This is a genomic window from Pseudalkalibacillus sp. NRS-1564 (genome assembly GCF_050467905.1).
GTDB lineage: Bacteria > Bacillota > Bacilli > Bacillales > Guptibacillaceae > Guptibacillus > Guptibacillus hwajinpoensis_B.
The window spans coordinates 44,482-63,766 of sequence record NZ_JBITPM010000050.1 but is presented as its reverse complement, the minus strand read 5'-3'; the positions used below and the strand labels follow the sequence as shown (position 1 = coordinate 63,766).

The following is a 19,285-nucleotide window of genomic DNA, read 5'->3' as shown; positions in this document are numbered from 1 at the left end:
GCTGCTCCTATTTCTTTATTTTCTCTAAATTCCCATTTGCATCCATCTGAAATCGTAAATTCCCTTGATCTTCTTCTTGGAAAATAACCATTTTTCTCGCTTTTTCCATGATCTCTAATAAAGATTGGTAATCTTCCTGTACTGACATATATTCTTTCTCTAGTTGATGAAGATGCTGTTTGAGTTGCAGGTTTTCGGCCATAGCTTCTTGTAACGAAGCTTCATGTTGATTTGATTCGGCAAGGTGCGTTTTGGATGTGATTAATAAACTGATCGCTTCGTCAATTAAATCAATGCTTCGATCCTCTTCTACCGATTCACGTTTCGACTGTGATTGGTTCTTTTTCTGTTCCTTACGCTGTTTCTTCGCTAATGTTATCGCTGCTTCGTACTGTTTTCGAATCAAGGAGTTCCATCGGAAACCGCACGCAGCCGGCGTTCGAGAAAGTGTTTTCCCTACTTCCTCAAATGCAGCTAGTTGTGTGCTGAATTCTCTTATATGACGTAAAACGACTTCGGCTAACAACACATCTTCGTCTTTTGACCATGCATCCTGGCGAATTGGTACCAAGCGCAATCCCCCAATAACCGTTTTACAGTCATCTTATGCATTTACTAGAGGTAGTAGACTCTTCTATTCATGAAAGAATCTATTTTCTTATCTATTTGGTCAATTTCAGATTAATTTAATCGCTAAAACGTCTATAAAATGAGCTATGATAGCTAATTGTGTTATCTTTAAGGCATAGGATACGACGGAGTTAACGACTACCACTTTTATTCAAGAATGTTGCCACAGCTTGATGGTGCTCTTCGGTCGCCCATAGAATCGCACAGCTTCTTATTTCTCTCTCAACTCTATCTCGAATCAGATTTTGATCTAGACTAGTTAACCAATAAGACTTATAAGTAGAGAGGATCAAAGGAGAACGCTTTAACAGATTTTCTATGTATTGATAAGCATCGTCTTGAAAAGAAGCGTGTGGGGTTACATATGTAAGACATCCATTTGCAAGGGCTTCTTGATCAGAATAGCGATCAGCACTCATGAGCATTTTCATCGCTTCCCCATGATTCATTCTTGTTAGAGCATACGTGGATCCGCCCCAGCCTGTCGTTAGCCCGATCGATCCCTGGATGAAACCTACTTGAATATTCTTTTTCGCTATCCGAAAGTCACACGCAATAGCAAGTTCAAGCCCACCTCCAACAGCATGGCCATTCAGTAGTGCCAACGTTGGTTTCTTGCAGAAAAACAAGCGGTCTAGCACATCACCCATTTTCCGAAGCATCGTATACGCCTGCTCTTCTGTGTAAAGTCCCTTGAAAGCCTTTACATCGCCACCGCTACAAAATACCTTATCTCTGCTTCCGGTTACAACGAGGTATTTTACATTTGGATCTGATTCCGCCTTATCAATTGCCGCCATTAATTGATCCATCACCTCGTAATTAATCGCATTTCTTTGCTCGGGGCGATTAATCGTAAGAATTGCTGCTTCGTTACGACTCTCCACTCTCACACTCGTCATCCATCATCCCACCTTATATAGTTCAAATTATTGAGCGCTCATTCTTTTTACTATTCGTAGTTAAATATTTTTAAATAATCGAATAATTAAAGCGTAAAAAAAAGCAGAGAGATTTCTCTCTCTGCTTCGCAAGATTACTTGCTTACTACGTTTTCACCTTTGTAATTTCCACACTCTTTACAAACACGGTGAGAAAGTTTGAATTCGCCGCAATTAGGGCATTTTACCATTCCTGGTACTTCTAATTTATAATGAGTACGACGCTTATTTTTACGCGTTTTAGAAGTTCTTCTAGCTGGTACTGCCATTGTTTCCACCTCCTTAAAAAGTTAACTGATCTTACGGAAGTCAGGCTTAGTTATCTTCATTTTCCTTGTTGAAAAAATCAGCTAAACCGGCCATACGAGGATCAACCTTTTCTTTCGGTTGTTCTTTCGTAATGACTTCCCATCCATTTCCGGATTTTTTTGGCATTTCATCAGATTCAGAGCTGTATTTCACAACTCGAATCGGAATCTCCAAAAGTATATTTTCCTTAATATACGGAACTAAGTCAACCGTATTTCCCGAAACTTGATGAATTTCTTCATCTTCCACCTCAAAATCAACGCCATTTGTGTTTGCTTCAAGCACAAATGTCTCCATTGGGCGAATTACGAACGGAAAATCAACATCCTCTAGTGTATTGGCACATGGAAGAACCATTTTGCCTTTCACTGTTAGATGAAAGGTAACCTTATTACCATGAAACGATGTTTCTCCGGTAACATGAACTGGTGTAATCTCACGAATATCTGGATTACGTTCCTTCAGTTCCTCTACATTTACTTCTTCGTCAATTGTAAGGCCTTTTAGTTTAAAGGACTTCAATTGTTCAATTGACCATTTCATCTGTATATCACCTCAAGGCAACAAAAGTATTATAGCTACAAAATACGTAAATGTCAATATTTTTTCTTTACACCAGTTGTTTCATCGTTAATCTTGGTATAATGTTTATCATACCAGAGGAAAAACCTTGAATTCAACTAATAAAAATGTACGTCCCTTATACAACGGACAGAGAGGAGCAGCCGAATGACATCTGCTGGAGTTATTGTGGAATATAACCCTTTTCACAATGGACATTTGCATCATTTAAATGAAACAAAAAAAGCGGCCAACGCTGATGTAACCGTTGCAGTCATGAGCGGATCTTTTCTTCAGCGAGGAGAACCAGCACTCGTTGATAAATGGACACGAACACAAATGGCCTTAAAAAACGGAATTGATCTTGTAGTAGAATTACCTTACGTATATGCTACCCAAAAAGCGGAAATTTTTGCGAAAGGTGCTATCTCAATCTTAAATTCACTCGGAGTCGATTACGTTTGTTTCGGAAGTGAATCTGGAGACATCGAAGAGTTTCAAGAGACTGCATCGTTTATCGAAATGCACGAGAAAGACTACAACGAACGCATTAAACATTATATGGGACAAGGTAATAGCTATCCGAAAGCTTCTTCACTAGCTTTTGAAAGCCTTGAAGGACACGCTCACGTTCTTGACCTATCACAGCCCAACAATATATTAGGCTACCATTATGTGAAAGCCATACAGGCACAGAATGCCCTCATCGAACCATTAACGATACTTCGTACAAAAGCAGGCTACCATGATCAAGACTTCGTTGATAAAAGAATAGCAAGTGCGACTGGCATTCGACGAGAATTATTTAAAGGCAGTTCTCTTGATCAAATTCAGGCTTACGTGCCAGAACCAACTTATTTTGAATTAACAAACTATCAACGGACATATGATTCTTTTCAGGGATGGCATAACCTTTATCATCTGCTTCGCTATAAGCTGCTTACTTCTAGTAACGTTCACCTTTCCTCCATTTATGAAGCGGAGGAAGGACTTGAGAATCGTCTCGCTACAATGGCGAAGCAAGCCCAAACGTTTCAATCCTTCATGGAACTCGTGAAAACGAAGCGGTATACATGGACGAGAATCCAACGCTTAGCGCTCCATATTCTAACACAAACAAGTAAAAATGAAATGTTGCCTGCTTTGGAGAACAAGGATGCTCCTTACGTTCGAATTCTTGGCATGACGAAAGCAGGAAGAGCATTCCTTAATGAAAAGAAAAACTCTCTTCCCGTTCCTCTTGTATCAAACATCAACCAGTTTGATCATCCTTTTCTTACAGTTGAGAGGCGCGCTAGTCAAGTTTATGCGCTTGGCTATTCAGGTTTCCATCAAGAAGCGTTTCTACAAAAAGAGCATAAATCCGTCCCAATTATGATCGATTAAAAACTCACCCTGCTATTATGGCAGGGTGATTTTAATAAGTATCCAACGATCACGTTTTACTTCACGTCTAATTGCTTTAAGTAGTCAATAGCATCCTGGAATGTTTCGACTGGGACAATTTTCATATCTGTATCGATATCTTCTGCCGCTTCCATGGCATCATCGTAGTTGGAGTGAGCCACTGGGGCGAAGAATATTTCGGCTCCAGATCCATCAGCTGCAACGATTTTTTGTTTAATCCCGCCGATAGGTCCAACCTCTCCACTTTCATTAATCGTACCTGTTCCGGCAATGTCGTACCCTTTTGTCCAATCTTCTTTGGTTAACTGATTGTAAATTTCTAACGTGAACATTAGCCCGGCTGATGGTCCGCCAATTTCATCTGTATTGATATTAATAGAGGGATCTGTTTCAATTGACGTTGCTGTTACTGGACCAGTGATACCAACGCCAACTTTATCATCTTCTGTTCCATATGATTCAGGGAATTTCGAGAAACCTAGCTCTATCTGCTTTTCTTGATCGCCTCTTTTGATCGTCATATTAACCGTATCTGACTCCTCATAGGATCCTAGTTCATCAAGTAGCTGTTCCGTTTCCTCAATCCTTTTCCCTTCAACCTCAACAATCAAATCACCAAGTTCTAATTTCCCATCTGCCGGCATGCCTTCTATTATACCGGTTACTAGGACACCATTTTTTGTGATTTTTATCTCTTTCTTTGCGGCTTCATAAGCAACGATTGTGGCACTCGTTTGTGAATTAGCCATCACATCAAGCTGTCTTTGGTGATACTCATCGTCCGATTCACCTTCACGCTTAATTAAGTCTTCTGCGATCAATTCATGATACTCATTAAATTGCGCCCATATATACTGAACTAAGTTTGCTTCTCCGACTCGGACAGTCGTGAGCATAAACTCTCCACCATCTTGTGAGCCACCTTCAACATTGATTACTTCATCTAACACTCTTGCTTCTCCGGGTGTCGTTACATAATATGGGAGGTCAATGAATGTAACGGCAGCAACCAATACAATGATAATCGCCCACACATAGGTGAATCTCTTTGTGCCTCGGTTCATTTATTTTTCTCCTTCCACACCTCCACCGCCTGATGAATTTGATCAAGGTGGCGGTAGGCTTCTTCCTCTCCGATTTTAATAATATCCATCACATTCGTAAATGCTCTTGATTGAAATGATTCTAAGCCAGGTTTAATCATGACATCTGCATTAATTTCATGAAGCCTTACCATTTCATTTTGCATAATATCAATGCTTTGCATAATCACGTCAATAATTGATGTAACATCAGGCTCTTTCTTTACGTTTGAAACATCAACAGCAATCACAAGATCTGCCCCCATTTCTCTTGCTACAGATACGGGAACACGATCAATCACACCACCATCAACAAGAAGCCTATCACCTATTTTTTCAGGGACAAGAATTCCCGGAATAGCGATGCTGGCTCTAACAGCTTGTGCAACAGGACCAGAACGAAAGACTACTTTCTCTCCTTTAATAATATCCGTCGCCACAATCGCAAGTGGAGGATGCATATCCTCAATTTGCTTTCCCTGCGTTAGTGTTTCAATTAAACTCTTCACTTTATTACCGGCAATAAACCCCATCTTTGGTACGGTGAAATCCAAATAATATTTTCTTCGAAAAAGCGATGCCATTTTCTCCATTGTATTGACATCGTGTCCCGATCCATAAATTGCCCCTACTAAAGAGCCCATGCTGCTTCCTGCAATGTAATCAATTGGTATTTTTTCTTGAATAAGTACTTTTAGCACCCCTAAATGAGCGAATCCCCTCGCTCCTCCGGAACCGAGAGCTAATCCGATTTTAGGACGGTTCATTGAGAACGCCTCCCTGTCTATACCTGCTTAATCATATGGTCTAATTGTGCCTCACATACGTATATTTTAATTATCGGACAGGTTTGATGAATAATTGAATTAACTTAAGACGATCAAATAGTGGGAGGAATGTACTTGTGAACGTTCAAGTAGTGAAAACATTATTGCTTGCAACGTCAGTTACGATCGTTGCTCTCGCCGTTATTTTATTTCCAGAACACACTCTAGAAGCCTCCAAAAGTGGATTATCAATGTGGTGGAATATTGTATTCCCCTCTTTATTACCCTTTTTTATTATTTCTGAACTGTTGATTGGTATTGGGGTTGTGCGATTTATAGGGATTCTATTAGAACCTTTGATGCGACCACTATTTCGTGTACCAGGATCAGGTGCCTTTGTTTTTGCTATGGGAGTTGCCTCAGGATTTCCTGCAGGAGCGAAATACACAGCACACCTTCGCCAAAACAATGACATTACAGCCATCGAAGGCGAGCGGCTCGTTTCATTTACGAACTGTTCGAATCCGCTCTTTATCTTTGCTGCAGTTGGGGTTGGATTTTTCCATAATCCTGCACTTGGCGTTATTCTTGCTGCAGCTCACTATGGCGGGAATATCATGGTTGGACTAGTCATGCGTTTTCATCACCCGGAAGATCACCATCCAACTGTTACCATACGATCACATCAGTCGAGACTTAGTTTAGCTTTCTCTGCACTTCATGACACACGAATGAATGACAAGCGTCCATTCGGTAAAATGATGGGTGACGCTGTTCATTCTTCTATCAAAACATTATTAATGGTTGGTGGGTTTATCATTCTATTCTCAGTATTAAATGAACTGCTTTCCGTCATTGGTCTTGCACCATTACTTGCTGGAGCACTTAGGTCTATCCTGATTCTCCTTCAGCTTCCACCAGAGCTTGATGTTCCTCTGCTTTCCGGAATGTTTGAAATCACACTAGGTAGCCAGCTCGCAAGTGAAAGTTCAGCTACTTTAGTTGCGCAGGCTATGATTACGAGCTTCATTCTTGCTTTTAACGGTCTTTCCGTACAAGCACAGGTTGCAAGTATTTTGGCAGATACCGATATTCGATTTAAGCCCTTTTTTTTCGCCAGATTACTTCATGGCTTCTTTGCGGCTTTCCTAACGCTCGTCATCTGGAAACCACTCTATTTAAACTACTTATCTTCAGGAAATGGATCGCTTCCTGTTTTGAATCGAGAAGATACACCGTCCATTATTGAATCAGTTTACTCATTTCTTGAACAAACAGGTCCCTGGATTACACTATTCTTCCTACTAACGTTCATCGTGTCATTCACACAGCAATTTAACCAAACGAAGCGAAAGGGGTTTAAGTAGAAAAAAGACCCCCGTTAGCCTAACGGGGATTCTCCATACTTTTCTCTCAGGGCATTTTCAACAATCTCAGGAACAAGGTCTGATACAGGGGCGTGGTATTTTGCTATCTCTTTCACTATACTTGAGCTTAAGAATGAATATTGATTGTTTGTCATCATAAAGAAAGTTTCAATTTCATCTTCAAGCTTGCGATTGATTGAAGCAATTTTCATTTCATATTCAAAATCTGAAACGGCACGCAGCCCGCGTAAAATCGTTGATGCTCCTACGCGTTTCGCATATTCAATTAATAGCCCGTTATGCGAATCTACTGTTACATTTGGAATGTCTTTCGTCGCTTCTTTCAATAGCTCGACCCGTTCTTCGACTGAGAACAGCGTTGATTTGCTTTGATTATTTAGAACAACAATCTTAATGTTGTCAAAAACTCTTGCGCCTCGTTTAATAATATCCAGATGACCAAATGTCACCGGGTCAAAACTGCCTGGACACACTGCAATTTTTCCCATGACTATTCCTCCTTCTCAACACCCGACTGTTCATATGTATAAATTGAAATCGTCGTTTTACCACTATACGTTTCCTCACGAATCATCCGTAAACCCGCAAATTCTTCTGGTAATGTCACTTCTTTCTTGTGCTCGACAACGATTGTTGCATTTTCCTCTAACAAATCATACGCTGTCAACTTTTCAAGATCGTGAAGAATTTGCTCTTTATGATAAGGAGGATCCAAAAGAACAAGTGAAAAAGCTACTTCTCGTTTTTGAAGCGCTTTTAACGCTCGCTTTGAATCATTTCGAAAAACTTCCGCGGATTCCGTAAACTTCGTTTGTTCTAGGTTCCACTTGATCGTTTCAATCGCTTTATTCTCGCGATCAACAAACACACATTTCTCAATCCCACGGCTTAACGCTTCAATTCCTAGCGCCCCACTGCCTCCATATAAATCAAGCGCCATTCCGCCATCAAAAAAAGGGCCAATCATATTAAAAATCGACTCTCTTACTTTATCTGTCGTTGGTCTTGTAGAGGTTCCTGGAACAGGTTTAATATGCCTTCCTTTACAATCTCCTGCAATAATACGCATCTCTCTCACAACCTTATCCTTTCCATATTCCTACTTATCCTACCACAAAAAAAGGGAAAGCTAAAATCAATGTATAAACGAAAAGGTGATGGTGATACTAAACGTAGTAGCATCGTTCATACGAAGTGGTGCTGCCAACCGCGGAGAAAGACTTACGTTTCCCCATAAGTTCTTCCTCCGGTTTCTCCTCTCCCATTTGCCTTGGCTTCACAGCTTAAGGCACCCGCAGGATTTCCTGCGGGTTTTTTTATGAAGTAATATTTAATCTCTTTTGCTCGATCAATTAAGAAGAAAGATCTTTCTTATCCAGGATCTAAATCAAGTGGCATGTCGATCGCCTGAATGCCATCCCAATCATGCTGAATCCAATCTCCAAAAGTTCCTTCATTAATGCTAGTGTGACTAAACAAATAATCTTCAACGTCAGATAGTGATTGATTAGAAAGCATTTCAGCCTCTGCAGCTGTAATAACACCGTGTAAAACTAGAGCTGCTAAAATATCCGCAATAATAAGCCCTTGAATCAATTTTTTATCGATGGTTTCCTCTTTAGCATTTCGTCCTTTCCAGTATAAATAGAGCAATCCCCCTACTAAACTAACTAGAAGCAGAATCGAGACCATAGAGTTAACCTCCTTTCTTATCATTCTAATGCAAACGCTTTATCCTTTCCATCATAATGAATTCATGCTACATTATGAATGGATTTCTGAAGTGACTGAAAGGAGAACAACATTATGATTCAACGCTTTATTGAACTAGGAGAAGGCTATTCTGATATTTATGAATTAGTTGAACTTGCAAGAACTAATTCCCATCGTGTTCACCGTTTGTTATTACTAAAAACACTCAAAAATGACCGCCAAGTCGTATCACCTGTCGTCGTTTTAAAACCTGCCGGAGAAGGTGACCTTCAGCCATTGTACATATCTTTAGAAGGAATCCCTTCTAAAGAGCCTTCTGTGCAACGTTTAAAGCTCTTCGAAGACTTAAGCAAGGAATTGGACGTTTCGATCATACCAATGGAAATTAAGCCTTCAAGTGAGTTTAATGAGAAGGATCTATACTTTAATTACATCATCGGTATTCTTCGTTTAAATAACCTGATTCCCCCACTTCAATAATTTCATTAACAAAAGCAGGGGCCAATGACCCCTGCTTTTGTACGTTAAGATGTTATTTCTTTGGATTCATATACCGCTCGTTTCCGATCAAGAATTGGAAGTACTCTTCTTTTCACATAGGCTACACTTATCAATAATATAATACCTGCAAATAAAAAGAGACCTCTTGTCCCAACAACCGCTACAATCGCTCCGCCAGTTACTGGTCCAAGTAAATTACCCAAATAGACGGCACTATTAGAAAAGCTATACGTTCTACTTTCCATTCCGGCAGGTGACAGTGTTTTCACTAGTGAATTTACGGAAGGCAGCAATCCTCCAATACACAACCCTAACAAAAAGCGCAGAGCTATTAATTGCCACAGCTCCTGAACAAACGCCTGCGGAATAGAGAAAATCGCCGCTCCTATTAATGAATAATAAAGAACATGGTGTGAACCCTTTCGATCTCCCACTTTTCCGAGTTTAGGAGAAGCTAACATATTGGCAATACCCATAACAGAAGCAGCGATCCCTGCAAATAAAGCCACATTTCCTCCTGAAGTAAGCTGTTGTACAAAGAGTGGAATAAGTGGATTCATTCCAAGAAGCGCGAACTGTACGAGAAAACCTACTAACATTAACGATAACATTGGTGAATGAACAGTTACTTTCTTGAAATCTTTAATCGCATTGCTTTTTTCCTTTTTTGCTGATGGTTCTGGTTTTGTCTCTTCTTTAACAAGAAACAACACAACGAATGCCGCCAGTAAAATCACAACACCCGTAATATTAAAGATCATTCGAAATCCTAGCGTTTCAGCCATTAATCCACCAAATAACGGACCACAAATAGCACCAGCTACAGCTCCAGAATTTAAAGTTCCGAGCGCGTATCCGACGTGTTCCTTCGGTGTGTTTGTCGCTACTAGTGCAATAGCGGCAGGTATAAATCCTGAAACAACTCCATTTAACAAACGTAAGCCAAGTAAAGACCAGGGACCTGTGGCAAATCCGGTTAAAATAATCACGATAGCCATACCGAAGCCTGAACGAAGTAGCATAAGCTTCCGTCCATGTCGATCTGCCATACGTCCCCAGAATGGTGAAAATAAAAAGGCAGTTAAAAAATTCGCACCAAAAATAACACCTGACCAAAGACTAATTTGACTTTCTCCTTCTACACCAAGTTCCTGAACGTACAAAGGTAGAAACGGCATAATCATAGTCATAGCACCAAGAACTAAAAATTGACTAGCAAACAAAATCCAGACATTACGTTTCCAATTATCCATTTTGTCACTTCCTTTAATCCGACCATTATATCCTTTGGACTTCGAAATAATCAACCATTAAAGCTAGATTTTCTTCAATAGGATAAGGGTACGGTAAAGAAGAGGTTTTCCATAAAGCGCTGGATGAACAACAGAGATTTCTTAAGGCTTATGTCCCATTGCTTGGTTTTTGACTCTTCCATGTGAAAGGTCGCGCTGTGATGAACCAAAATAAAAAAGCCATCCTTTAGGATTGGCTTTTTAAAGTCCCATCTTGTAATCATATTGCTTTGCTTTATCTGGCTTTGCATTTTGATATTCCGTCTGCACTTCTGGACGTTTGGAAGGCTCCACTCGCTTTACAAAATGGAGAGAGTTCAAGCGCTCTTTCGTTGTTTCCAATTGATCGAGATTAATATAAATCACGACATACTTTTGTTTTGAGGAAACGTAGTGAACATTTCCAAACCTTCTTAACTGCTTGGCATGCTTCAATGACTGAATATAGACTGCCAGGCCAACTCGTTCTACAAACATGACGCGCTTCCCCTTTACTTATGAAATCTACTCGTTCGATGAACAGAGTGATGGTCATTTTATTATGATTCAGTTAGGATAACAGTAGACTGCGTTTATGAAAGGATGTTCTTCAATGAACCTTGATGAAATTTGGAGTCCATTTCTAAATCAACTAGCCACGTCAAATACCGTAAAGTCTGTTTCAAAAAAAACAATCACAGGTATTCCCTTTCTTTATCTTACAGTAAATTCGGATATCATAAAAGCTGAGATTGAAACCTTGATTAAATTAGAGGCGGCAAAATGCATGAGAGGGAAGCAATTGAGAATGGAATATTCATTCGTTCGAGAAGAAAGAAATCTTCTTGTCTATCGAGTCCGCTTTCTTGTACCACAAGAAAAGATGTTTTGCTGCGGAAACTTATGTCCTGACTGTATACGTTACCGAAATTGAAAAACCAGAGCAAAAGCTCTGGTTATCCACATCCACAGCTGCCGCCTGAGCCACAGCCTCCCCCACATGATTGATTATCAAAGAAAGGATTTCCAGATGGAACTTTGATTGAAGGAGACACTTCACCAGCTAATAGAGAGCAAACCTCTACTAGAAGGCCTTCGAGCTCCGTTTCCGCTTGCTTAAATGCCGCTACCGCTTCGTGAAGATCCATGTCTCTCTTCGCTTCACGTACTTTCACAGTAATCGTCATAAAGTCCGGATGATAACGCCCGAAACGTTGAACCTCATCATAAAGTTCCTTCATTTCTGTGAAACGCTTAATCAAACGCTGCGCTTCCCTATTCTTTGATAATTCCTTCTTTGCCTCATGATATTCATGAGCTACTTCTGAATCTTTTATCAAAAATCCAAGCTCTTCGGCCTGGTCTAAAATCATTACACTATCTAGAGTAGCAATCATACATACACCTCCACACTTATCTTACCACTTCATGGAACCTCCTGACCAGTCCTCTACTATATTAGTAAAGTGAATATCCACGATTTGGTTATTGACTTTTTTTGGTGTAAGCTCTATAATTTTCTAGATTTATATGTTTTCGTATTAGCTATGTTAGATTGTGGATCCCTTCGTTATTGGCGTATCTATGCCTTTTTTAACGTTTCGAGCAAATTCATTCGCACTCCAAAATGCTAATAATCGAGAGTTCAACAATAAGCTAGCATGGTTATTTTAGAGAGGAAGAAAAAGAAAACTGTGAAACTTATTACGTTCAATCCGTTTCGTACGCTAGGCATGTCAGGTATTACTTATGTTAAACCCGATCATATGTTTAAAGAAATTGATGAAATTAGAAAAGCTGATGTGCTATTATTTCCAGAGAAGTGGCAAGTGAACTCTCTTGTTTATGGTCTAAATAAAAAAATCTTTCCATCCATCCAATCCATTCAACTTGGATTTGATAAAGTGGAAATGACAAGAGCCTTCTGGTCACTTTCACCAGATCTAATGCCTTACACCGAAATTGCAGGTCGCTCTAAAGACACAATTGAACGTATTTTAAATACATTCCCCTTCCCTTTCGTTGCAAAGGAAGTACGTAGTTCTATGGGAAATGGCGTGTTCCTTATCCGTTCTGAAGAAGAATTTCTAACTTATGCAGAGCGTAACGACGTTCTCTATGTACAAGAATATTTACCAATAGAAAAAGACCTCCGAGTGGTTTATGTAGGTAATACAGTTGTATCGGCCTATTGGCGTGTTGGAGGGGAATCATTCCTTAATAACGTCGCTCAGGGAGGAAAGCTGTCTTTCCACCAAATTCCTGACGAAGCACTCGAGCTCGTTGATCGAACAGCCAAAGCTCTCGGAATTAACCACGCAGGATTTGACGTTGTGTATGCAAACGGAAAGTACTACTTTCTTGAATTCAATTGTTTGTTTGGAAACCAGGCGCTTGTTCAACAGGGTATCCATGTAGAGAACGTGATATTTAATTATTTACAGGAGCAGTTTCCACCTATCGTACCGCCGACAACACCTTTCAAACAAATCTCCTAAGCAAAAGCCTCCTGAAAAGAGGCTTATTTTATTTCCACTTTCATTTCTTTCAAGGATAAATACCTTCCTCCATCTTCTCTCATAATATCTAAACGAATCGTATGCTTGCCTTCCGGTAAATTACGAATAACAAAAGCTGCACGTTCTACAGTTTGATGCTTCACACCGTCAAGATATACATTAAGATGTCCATGGTACTCTTTTTCTGTATTCTCTTTATCAAATGAAAAATTAGGAATTAAGCATTCAATAAAGACGTTATGATCTTTCACTCTGTGATTAACGACAACAGGCTCAGTGTTTTCTTTAGCTGCGACGTTATCCTGTAAAGCTTGACTAAATCCAACTACCGGAACACAACAGCCAATCATCAACACAATGATCATTAGCTGTCTTTTACCACGCTTCAACAACATCTTCAATCACACCCCTTTAAACATAAGTGTGCCCTAAGAATAATAAAAAATAAGAAGATATGATTAAATCAATTGAAAAAACCAGCCTACGCAACCATAAAAAAAGACCCTAATTTTTTAATTGGGTCACTAACGCTAGCATCATATTCACCATATTTAATTGATTTTGAAAGCGATCAACCCGTTGTGGGAACGTCTGACCATAAAATGTTTTAGAGGCTTCTTCAAATTCTTTCAGTGCGAACGGTTCTCTACTTAAACGCCGATACCAGCTAGGCTGATTACGTAGAAATAGCACCAGATCCTGCCGGTTAGCGAGAAACTCCTGTACTTCTTCACGCATGTGATCTCCTCCTAGTCATGTCGAAAGGGAAACGGGGAGTGTGATTGAGAATACGGAGATTGTGGTTTTGGTTTCGAACGAAATTGTGATAAAACTTCTTGAATAGAATAAACAGCTCCACTAAATTGTTCGATCCCTTTTTGAACTTCTTCAAAATTCATTTGTTTTAATGCTGATAACATGCCACCAATGCTTTTCTCTTCTGTAACTTCTTCCTGATTTTCATCCATTTCTTCTTCATACCAGCTAGCATCGTCTTCACCAAAAAGCATCCATTCCTCAAATAGCTCTTGAAGCGTTTTTTCCTTTCGCTTCACTTTTTTTAGCACATGAGGATGAGCTTTGACGAATGTCTTAAATTCCTGAACCTTTTGAGTTCCTTTTTCTTTTGCTTCAGGCAAATTCGCCACCTCCATTTCCATACAAACCAAAATGGTCTTACTACATCATAATTAGACTTTTAACAATTGTGCGCCTATTTATTGGTGTATTCGACCATTACTGGTAAACTAAAAATAATCGCACACTGGAAAAGGAAGGTAGATTATATGGAAAACGAATCAATACATACGTTAATTTCACAAATTTTAGATGAAGCAAACGAGCAAGAAAAACACTCCCTACGCTTCCTGCTTGAGGGTGTGCTAAAAAAACAGCAAGATCATTATAAAACCTATCTAGCTGGGTTCATGGGGATTAGGAGTAAAAAACTTGATGAAGACACTTATGAAAGTATTATTCCGAATCAAGAACTTGTTCATAACCCATTGCATATCGTTCATGGTGGAATAACCGCTTCATTAATTGATATTGCAATGGGCTCACTTGTTCACCAATCGCTCCCTTCTGACAAAGCAGCAGTGACTTCTGAAATGAACATTCACTTTCTGGCGAAAGGGGATGGTCATGAGTTAAGGTGCCAATCTCATGTAGTGTTTAAAGGTGACGTAAGATGGGTTGTGAAAGCAAACGTCTACCGTGATGATCTGAAATTAATCGCTACTGCTACCGGAAACTTCATGGTTATTCCTAGAAAGGTTTAATGAAATTCTGTGTGTAATATTCACGATAAACCCCTACACCAATTTCAGTGAAGTCTTCATTCAATAGAGCTTCACGATGACCTTTACTGTTTAACCAGCCAATCATCGCCGCTCCAGCATCTGGATATCTTGCAGCGATGTTCTCTCCGGCATAGCTATAGAGAACGTCGCCCTTCTTTAAGCGATCGGAAAGCTCCCCTTCCGATGGTGAAGTATGAGAAAAGTAATCATTTTCTCCCATATCCTTGCTATGTCCAAAGGCAACTTCTGAAACTTCATTATTATAGCTTAACGATTGCTTGTCAGATAAATTTCTCAACACGTTTGTCATCGAAAAAATTTGTTTTTCCATTGCATCTTCGACTTGATCCCATTCACCCTGTGATAGCGACTCCGTTTCAAGCAGTTCGCCACGATAAGAAACCGCATAAGGTCTTTGCTTTACTAGTACACTCGGCTCTGCAATCCTAACAGCACGTAAACTACCGTTAAACTTATCAAAATAATACTGTGCGTATAAATCCTCATGTATTTTAATTAAAGGCTTAAGCTGTTTTTCTTCTTCAGTAAGCTGAAACCGATAATCATATTGATCTACCTTAACAGGGATTTCATTTAGAGGCTTCTCTTCTTTAAATATATCAGCCGCTTTCTCACCCATTGGGTATCGTTCACCAGCGTCAACATTCCCCATAAAGAAAATCGTCACTACCTGTTCATTTTCAATACCAACCTGTAAATAAGCAGAATGGGACTGCTCATAAATCCACCAGTCATACCCAAACGGTGAGGGATCCACTCTGTCTGGTTTCCCCAAATTAGATTCAATCGTTTCTTGTCCTTCTCCTACCCATTTCTCCAGTCCTTTAAGCTCTGGCAACGGCTCATCTTTTTCCACTTCGTCTTGTTGAGTTGGAGACTTTTCCGTAGTTTCTTCAAGAACAAACTTTTCTTCATTAATGATACGTTCAACTTCCTGTCCTAAATGACTCCACTCAATTTTGTCATAAACATCTATCCCGATCACGATGACAACAATCAGCAAAGTGAAGCGAAGTATATTTTTCATGATTCGTTCGCCTCCATTTCATTGTATCTATTATGCCTTATCTCTGTTGTACACCGCAACGGTTAGCCTCTATGGCGCTTAGATTAATCACCTTAAAAGTAAAAAAAGAAGAGCACCTGGCTCTTCTCATTTAAGCGTTTATTTTTTCTTTTAGATGGAAGTAAGATACGATTCCGACAAAACGCTCTCCGTCGACTACAATAACCTCTGTTAGGCGGGATTCATTCATTAACTCAGCAGCCTGCTCAGGCTTCATATCTGGCGCCAAAGTCATAGATGGCTTTTCGAGGAGTTCCTCAACTTTAGTCATGCCGGCTTGATTATCAGCAAAACCACCAACCGCAATTGCTCGATCTGTCACAATTCCAACCAGATTTTCACCATCACAAACGGGAACAATCGTGACATTTTCATTCTTCATAGTCGCAGCCGCTTCGGCAACGCTATCAGAAGGCTTACTCGGAGTAACATATTTAGCAATATCTCCAACAGATACCATGCTTCGTTGAAGTGCCGATCCTAGCTGATCACGAAGGGTTTCAAGCTTTTTGTTACATGTGTTAATAATCGTATCAGGAAATTCTTCGTCATACTCCACACCGTGAGGATAATAGTGCTTTCCTAAGTAAGGCTTACCAAGCTTGATCACGGCATAAGAAGATTCAACCATTCCCTCGATAGCTACACCAGGAACTCGAAGATAGTAAACGTCACCATTTGTCATATCCTCAAATTTATAATCGTATGTAACTCGTTCATAATCCCATTGACCAGCAAGAACTAAACCGTTTTCATGCATAATATGATCTAGAATGGAAAATTGAACGATCGTAGATTCCAGACCAGTCTTGTCAAATTTCATAATTCGTTTGCCTCCTTTGTAATTCACAACATGTCCACTCTTTAATAATAGTATAAGGGGCAGTGTGGTTGCAATGTTTACTTCGTTTTCACATGGATAATCCATACATTATTATCCTGTCCAATCGAAAAGAAATTACATGAAATCAAAACAAATAATAATAATCTGAGTGAAATCGGTCGCTTCTGGTGAAACTACGCTAGAAAGGAGATGATTTCATGAGAAAATCAGTATCTTTTTTAATGGTATTTCTTCTCATAACTTCACTATTAGCACCAACTTATGCACATGCACAGAGTACATACACAGTAAAATCTGGTGACACGCTGTGGAAAATTTCCAAACGCTATAAAATCGGACTTACTGAGATAATCAGTGCAAATCCTCAATTCGATAATCCAGATCTTATTTATCCGGGCGATCGTGTCAACGTACCTACAGCAAATCCATCGATTCGAAAGTCTAAAGACGTTGGACAACAAGTGATGGATTTAACAAATGCAGAGCGTGCGAAAAATGGATTGTCGCCACTAACGTGGAATTGGGAAGTGGCTAGAGTAGCCAGATACAAATCAGCAGATATGAGAAATAAAAATTATTTTTCTCATCAGTCGCCTACGTACGGTTCTCCCTTCTCTATGCTAGAGAATTTTGGCGTTTCCTATCGAAGTGCCGGAGAAAACATTGCCGCTGGACAAGCAACACCTGAAGAAGTCGTTCAAGCGTGGATGAATAGCGAAGGACACCGAAAAAACATTTTAAATTCTGGTTATACACAGATTGGCGTCGGATACATCTCAGGTGGTTCATACGGTCATTACTGGACACAAATGTTCATCTCAAAGTAATCAGAAAAGCCTCTTTGTCTAGAGAGGCTTTTCTATATGGATTTATTCTTTAAGGTCCTCGTCTGTAATAGATAAGGCTGATACAAGCACATTCACTTCTTCCACGTGTAACCCCGTCATTTTTTCTATATCATTTTTAATTCTCTCTTGAAGAACAAAGCATGTATAGGGAATGATTTCTCCAAAACCAATTGCCACTTCTACTTTAAGTGATAAACCCGCGTCTTCCTGGTAACTATCAAATTGAAAAGAGGACTTCTTCCCTTTCCCAACCATCTTTCTCAATGTCTTTTTAACAGGTGCTTGAATAAATTTCACGCCCGGCGTTTCATTAATTGCTACTTCTAAAATAAAGTCAATGACGCTCTCTGAGATGGTTAGGCTTCCTTGATGGAATGATTTTCTCATGATGATCCTTCCCCCCTCTTGCATACACTCTTAATATTATATGAATAGCTGAAAATGAAATATTCGTCTAATAATTCATTTCTCTCTACTGGTAAAGCGTAATCGTCCGTACTATAATATAAGAAGATGGTTTGACTTAGAAAGGAGAACAAGATTGCCAAAGTTCCTCACAAAGCGATTTATATTAATTTTACTTGTCATTGCGATTTTAGCAGTGCTTGCTTTCTGGATCTTACCCGTCTCCATTCCGCTTATTCTCGCGTTTTTCAGTGCTCTAGCTCTTGATCCAGCTGTTAAACTGATTCAAAAGAATACGAAAATAAAACGGTACTTTCCAGTGATTATTGTCTTTACATTATTTGTTATTTTCATTTCATTACTAGGCTACTTCCTTATTACAAAAGTGATTACTGAAGGAATAGTGCTAGTCGAGAACTCCCCTCTGTACATACAAAACATCACCCAGATGTGGGATAGTATGGAATCCAACATGGAGGCCGTATCCAAAAGTTTTCCTCCTGAATTTGTTCAAGAATTCACCAATCAGGTTGATCGATTTCTTGAAAATACAAAGGATACCATCAGTAGCATTGATTACTTAAAAATCATTACCATCATTGTCACAGGAATTCCAAATTATTTAGTTAGCATTGTTGTATACTTAATTGCCCTCTTCTTATTCTTGATGGATCTTCCGAGACTGAAGAAGCAATCTTATTCTTACTTATCACAACAAACGGCAGAAAAAGTGCAATTCATGACCGGGCGCCTTTCCTACGTCATTTTTGGTTTTTTTAAAGCTCAGTTTCTTGTCAGCATCATCATTTTCTTTGTTAGTTTAATTGGACTCTTATTCATTACGCCGAAGGTTGCCCTTCTAATGGCGTTTATCATTTGGGTCATTGATTTTATACCGATTATAGGTTCGATCGTTATACTCGGACCCTGGGCGATTTATTATTTAATAACTGGCGATATCGCCACTGGAAGTCAAATGGCGATTCTAGCGGTTGTGCTTCTAGTCATTCGTCGAACAGTAGAACCAAAAGTAATGGGAAGACATATCGGACTATCTCCGTTGTCTACGTTAATATCCATGTACATTGGTTTGAAACTCCTCGGTATTATGGGCTTCATCATCGGGCCAATCCTTCTCATTGCCTTTAACTCTGCAAGAGAAGCCGGGCTAATTAAAATTAATTTCAAAGTTTAACGAAAAAGAAGCTGT

Annotated in this window: 26 protein-coding genes; 8 read left to right on the top strand and 18 right to left on the bottom strand. The window is 39.5% G+C overall.

The features are described from left to right. Positions 1-7: 7 nt before the first annotated feature. From ACIFPW_RS21595 to ACIFPW_RS21580, 4 genes are all read right to left on the bottom strand, one after another. On the bottom strand, positions 8-571 hold the full coding sequence (locus ACIFPW_RS21595; protein ID WP_194221326.1) for an RsfA family transcriptional regulator: 564 nt from the start codon (positions 569-571) through the stop codon (positions 8-10). A 190-nt stretch (positions 572-761) separates the two neighbouring features. Continuing rightward, a complete protein-coding gene (locus ACIFPW_RS21590; protein ID WP_430247106.1) occupies positions 762-1,532 on the bottom strand; it encodes an enoyl-CoA hydratase/isomerase family protein in 771 nt (256 codons plus the stop codon). A 134-nt stretch (positions 1,533-1,666) separates the two neighbouring features. Next, positions 1,667-1,840, bottom strand: coding sequence for a 50S ribosomal protein L32 (gene rpmF, locus ACIFPW_RS21585; RefSeq protein ID WP_048309912.1), 174 nt, complete (start codon positions 1,838-1,840; stop codon positions 1,667-1,669). 46 nt (positions 1,841-1,886) lie between these two features. Then, the gene (locus ACIFPW_RS21580) at positions 1,887-2,423 is read right to left on the bottom strand and encodes a YceD family protein (RefSeq protein WP_430247105.1); all 537 of its coding nucleotides are present in this window, start codon (positions 2,421-2,423) and stop codon (positions 1,887-1,889) included. A 186-nt stretch (positions 2,424-2,609) separates the two neighbouring features. Between ACIFPW_RS21580 and ACIFPW_RS21575 the strand changes: the two genes are divergently transcribed. Beyond that, positions 2,610-3,827: a nucleotidyltransferase gene (locus ACIFPW_RS21575; RefSeq protein WP_430247104.1), complete on the top strand. Its 1,218-nt coding sequence runs from the start codon at positions 2,610-2,612 to the stop codon at positions 3,825-3,827. A 56-nt stretch (positions 3,828-3,883) separates the two neighbouring features. Here the strand turns inward: ACIFPW_RS21575 and ACIFPW_RS21570 are convergent, their stop codons facing one another. Together ACIFPW_RS21570 and ACIFPW_RS21565 are read right to left on the bottom strand one after the other, a co-directional pair. Then, positions 3,884-4,912 (bottom strand): SepM family pheromone-processing serine protease, encoded by a 1,029-nt coding sequence (locus ACIFPW_RS21570; protein WP_430247103.1) that lies wholly within the window; start codon positions 4,910-4,912, stop codon positions 3,884-3,886. Then, positions 4,909-5,697, bottom strand: a complete 789-nt coding sequence (locus tag ACIFPW_RS21565) for a patatin-like phospholipase family protein (RefSeq protein WP_194221321.1) — start codon at positions 5,695-5,697, stop codon at positions 4,909-4,911. The genes ACIFPW_RS21570 and ACIFPW_RS21565 overlap by 4 nt, the downstream gene beginning before the upstream one ends. A 137-nt stretch (positions 5,698-5,834) precedes the next feature. On the opposite strand from ACIFPW_RS21565, the gene ylbJ reads away from it, so the two are divergent. Beyond that, positions 5,835-7,064 (top strand): sporulation integral membrane protein YlbJ, encoded by a 1,230-nt coding sequence (gene ylbJ / locus ACIFPW_RS21560; protein WP_430247102.1) that lies wholly within the window; start codon positions 5,835-5,837, stop codon positions 7,062-7,064. Positions 7,065-7,078: 14 nt separating this feature from the next. On the opposite strand, the gene coaD is transcribed toward ylbJ, so the two are convergent. The 3 genes from coaD to ACIFPW_RS21545 all read right to left on the bottom strand — a co-directional run bounded on the left by coaD (position 7,079) and on the right by ACIFPW_RS21545 (position 8,777). After that, positions 7,079-7,573, bottom strand: a complete 495-nt coding sequence (coaD, locus tag ACIFPW_RS21555) for a pantetheine-phosphate adenylyltransferase (protein WP_194221319.1) — start codon at positions 7,571-7,573, stop codon at positions 7,079-7,081. A 2-nt stretch (positions 7,574-7,575) separates the two neighbouring features. Then, complete coding sequence (rsmD, locus tag ACIFPW_RS21550) at positions 7,576-8,154, bottom strand: 16S rRNA (guanine(966)-N(2))-methyltransferase RsmD (protein ID WP_194221318.1); 579 nt, start codon at positions 8,152-8,154, stop codon at positions 7,576-7,578. A 302-nt stretch (positions 8,155-8,456) separates the two neighbouring features. Next, positions 8,457-8,777, bottom strand: coding sequence for a hypothetical protein (locus ACIFPW_RS21545; RefSeq protein ID WP_430247101.1), 321 nt, complete (start codon positions 8,775-8,777; stop codon positions 8,457-8,459). 114 nt (positions 8,778-8,891) lie between these two features. On the opposite strand from ACIFPW_RS21545, the gene ACIFPW_RS21540 reads away from it, so the two are divergent. After that, positions 8,892-9,278 (top strand): DUF7147 family protein, encoded by a 387-nt coding sequence (locus ACIFPW_RS21540; protein WP_430247100.1) that lies wholly within the window; start codon positions 8,892-8,894, stop codon positions 9,276-9,278. A gap of 44 nt (positions 9,279-9,322) precedes the next feature. Here the strand turns inward: ACIFPW_RS21540 and ACIFPW_RS21535 are convergent, their stop codons facing one another. Both ACIFPW_RS21535 and ACIFPW_RS21530 read right to left on the bottom strand, forming a co-directional pair. Continuing rightward, positions 9,323-10,552, bottom strand: a complete 1,230-nt coding sequence (locus ACIFPW_RS21535) for an MFS transporter (protein ID WP_430247099.1) — start codon at positions 10,550-10,552, stop codon at positions 9,323-9,325. Between the two features lie 240 nt (positions 10,553-10,792). Further along, on the bottom strand, positions 10,793-11,068 hold the full coding sequence (locus tag ACIFPW_RS21530) for a YlbG family protein (RefSeq protein ID WP_098443273.1): 276 nt from the start codon (positions 11,066-11,068) through the stop codon (positions 10,793-10,795). 115 nt (positions 11,069-11,183) lie between these two features. Here ACIFPW_RS21530 and ACIFPW_RS21525 point away from each other — a divergent pair, with 115 nt between their 5' ends. Continuing rightward, positions 11,184-11,504, top strand: a complete 321-nt coding sequence (locus ACIFPW_RS21525; protein WP_194221314.1) for a hypothetical protein — start codon at positions 11,184-11,186, stop codon at positions 11,502-11,504. A gap of 22 nt (positions 11,505-11,526) precedes the next feature. On the opposite strand, the gene ACIFPW_RS21520 is transcribed toward ACIFPW_RS21525, so the two are convergent. Next, positions 11,527-11,967 (bottom strand): YlbF family regulator, encoded by a 441-nt coding sequence (locus ACIFPW_RS21520; protein ID WP_194221313.1) that lies wholly within the window; start codon positions 11,965-11,967, stop codon positions 11,527-11,529. Between the two features lie 297 nt (positions 11,968-12,264). Between ACIFPW_RS21520 and ACIFPW_RS21515 the strand changes: the two genes are divergently transcribed. Continuing rightward, the gene (locus ACIFPW_RS21515; protein ID WP_430247098.1) at positions 12,265-13,068 is read left to right on the top strand and encodes an ATP-grasp domain-containing protein; all 804 of its coding nucleotides are present in this window, start codon (positions 12,265-12,267) and stop codon (positions 13,066-13,068) included. A gap of 23 nt (positions 13,069-13,091) precedes the next feature. On the opposite strand, the gene ACIFPW_RS21510 is transcribed toward ACIFPW_RS21515, so the two are convergent. The 3 genes from ACIFPW_RS21510 to ylbD all read right to left on the bottom strand — a co-directional run bounded on the left by ACIFPW_RS21510 (position 13,092) and on the right by ylbD (position 14,228). Next, positions 13,092-13,484 (bottom strand): hypothetical protein, encoded by a 393-nt coding sequence (locus tag ACIFPW_RS21510; protein WP_430247097.1) that lies wholly within the window; start codon positions 13,482-13,484, stop codon positions 13,092-13,094. A gap of 109 nt (positions 13,485-13,593) precedes the next feature. Further along, entirely contained in the window at positions 13,594-13,827 is a 234-nt protein-coding gene (locus tag ACIFPW_RS21505) for a YlbE-like family protein (RefSeq protein ID WP_226612723.1), read from the bottom strand. Between the two features lie 11 nt (positions 13,828-13,838). Further along, on the bottom strand, positions 13,839-14,228 hold the full coding sequence (gene ylbD, locus ACIFPW_RS21500) for a YlbD family protein (RefSeq protein WP_226612721.1): 390 nt from the start codon (positions 14,226-14,228) through the stop codon (positions 13,839-13,841). A gap of 147 nt (positions 14,229-14,375) precedes the next feature. On the opposite strand from ylbD, the gene ACIFPW_RS21495 reads away from it, so the two are divergent. Continuing rightward, the gene (locus ACIFPW_RS21495; RefSeq protein ID WP_430247096.1) at positions 14,376-14,870 is read left to right on the top strand and encodes a PaaI family thioesterase; all 495 of its coding nucleotides are present in this window, start codon (positions 14,376-14,378) and stop codon (positions 14,868-14,870) included. Here the strand turns inward: ACIFPW_RS21495 and ACIFPW_RS21490 are convergent. Both ACIFPW_RS21490 and ACIFPW_RS21485 read right to left on the bottom strand, forming a co-directional pair. Then, positions 14,857-15,939, bottom strand: coding sequence for a CAP domain-containing protein (locus tag ACIFPW_RS21490; protein ID WP_430247095.1), 1,083 nt, complete (start codon positions 15,937-15,939; stop codon positions 14,857-14,859). The two genes, ACIFPW_RS21495 and ACIFPW_RS21490, sit on opposite strands and share 14 nt — an antisense overlap. A gap of 130 nt (positions 15,940-16,069) precedes the next feature. Continuing rightward, positions 16,070-16,801 (bottom strand): YugN family protein, encoded by a 732-nt coding sequence (locus ACIFPW_RS21485; protein WP_430247094.1) that lies wholly within the window; start codon positions 16,799-16,801, stop codon positions 16,070-16,072. Between the two features lie 218 nt (positions 16,802-17,019). Between ACIFPW_RS21485 and safA the strand changes: the two genes are divergently transcribed. Continuing rightward, the gene (safA, locus tag ACIFPW_RS21480; RefSeq protein ID WP_430247093.1) at positions 17,020-17,649 is read left to right on the top strand and encodes a SafA/ExsA family spore coat assembly protein; all 630 of its coding nucleotides are present in this window, start codon (positions 17,020-17,022) and stop codon (positions 17,647-17,649) included. A gap of 42 nt (positions 17,650-17,691) precedes the next feature. On the opposite strand, the gene ACIFPW_RS21475 is transcribed toward safA, so the two are convergent. Next, positions 17,692-18,057, bottom strand: coding sequence for an Asp23/Gls24 family envelope stress response protein (locus ACIFPW_RS21475; RefSeq protein WP_430247092.1), 366 nt, complete (start codon positions 18,055-18,057; stop codon positions 17,692-17,694). A gap of 154 nt (positions 18,058-18,211) precedes the next feature. Here ACIFPW_RS21475 and ytvI point away from each other — a divergent pair, with 154 nt between their 5' ends. Further along, on the top strand, positions 18,212-19,270 hold the full coding sequence (gene ytvI, locus ACIFPW_RS21470) for a sporulation integral membrane protein YtvI (RefSeq protein WP_430247091.1): 1,059 nt from the start codon (positions 18,212-18,214) through the stop codon (positions 19,268-19,270). Positions 19,271-19,285: the final 15 nt, after the last annotated feature.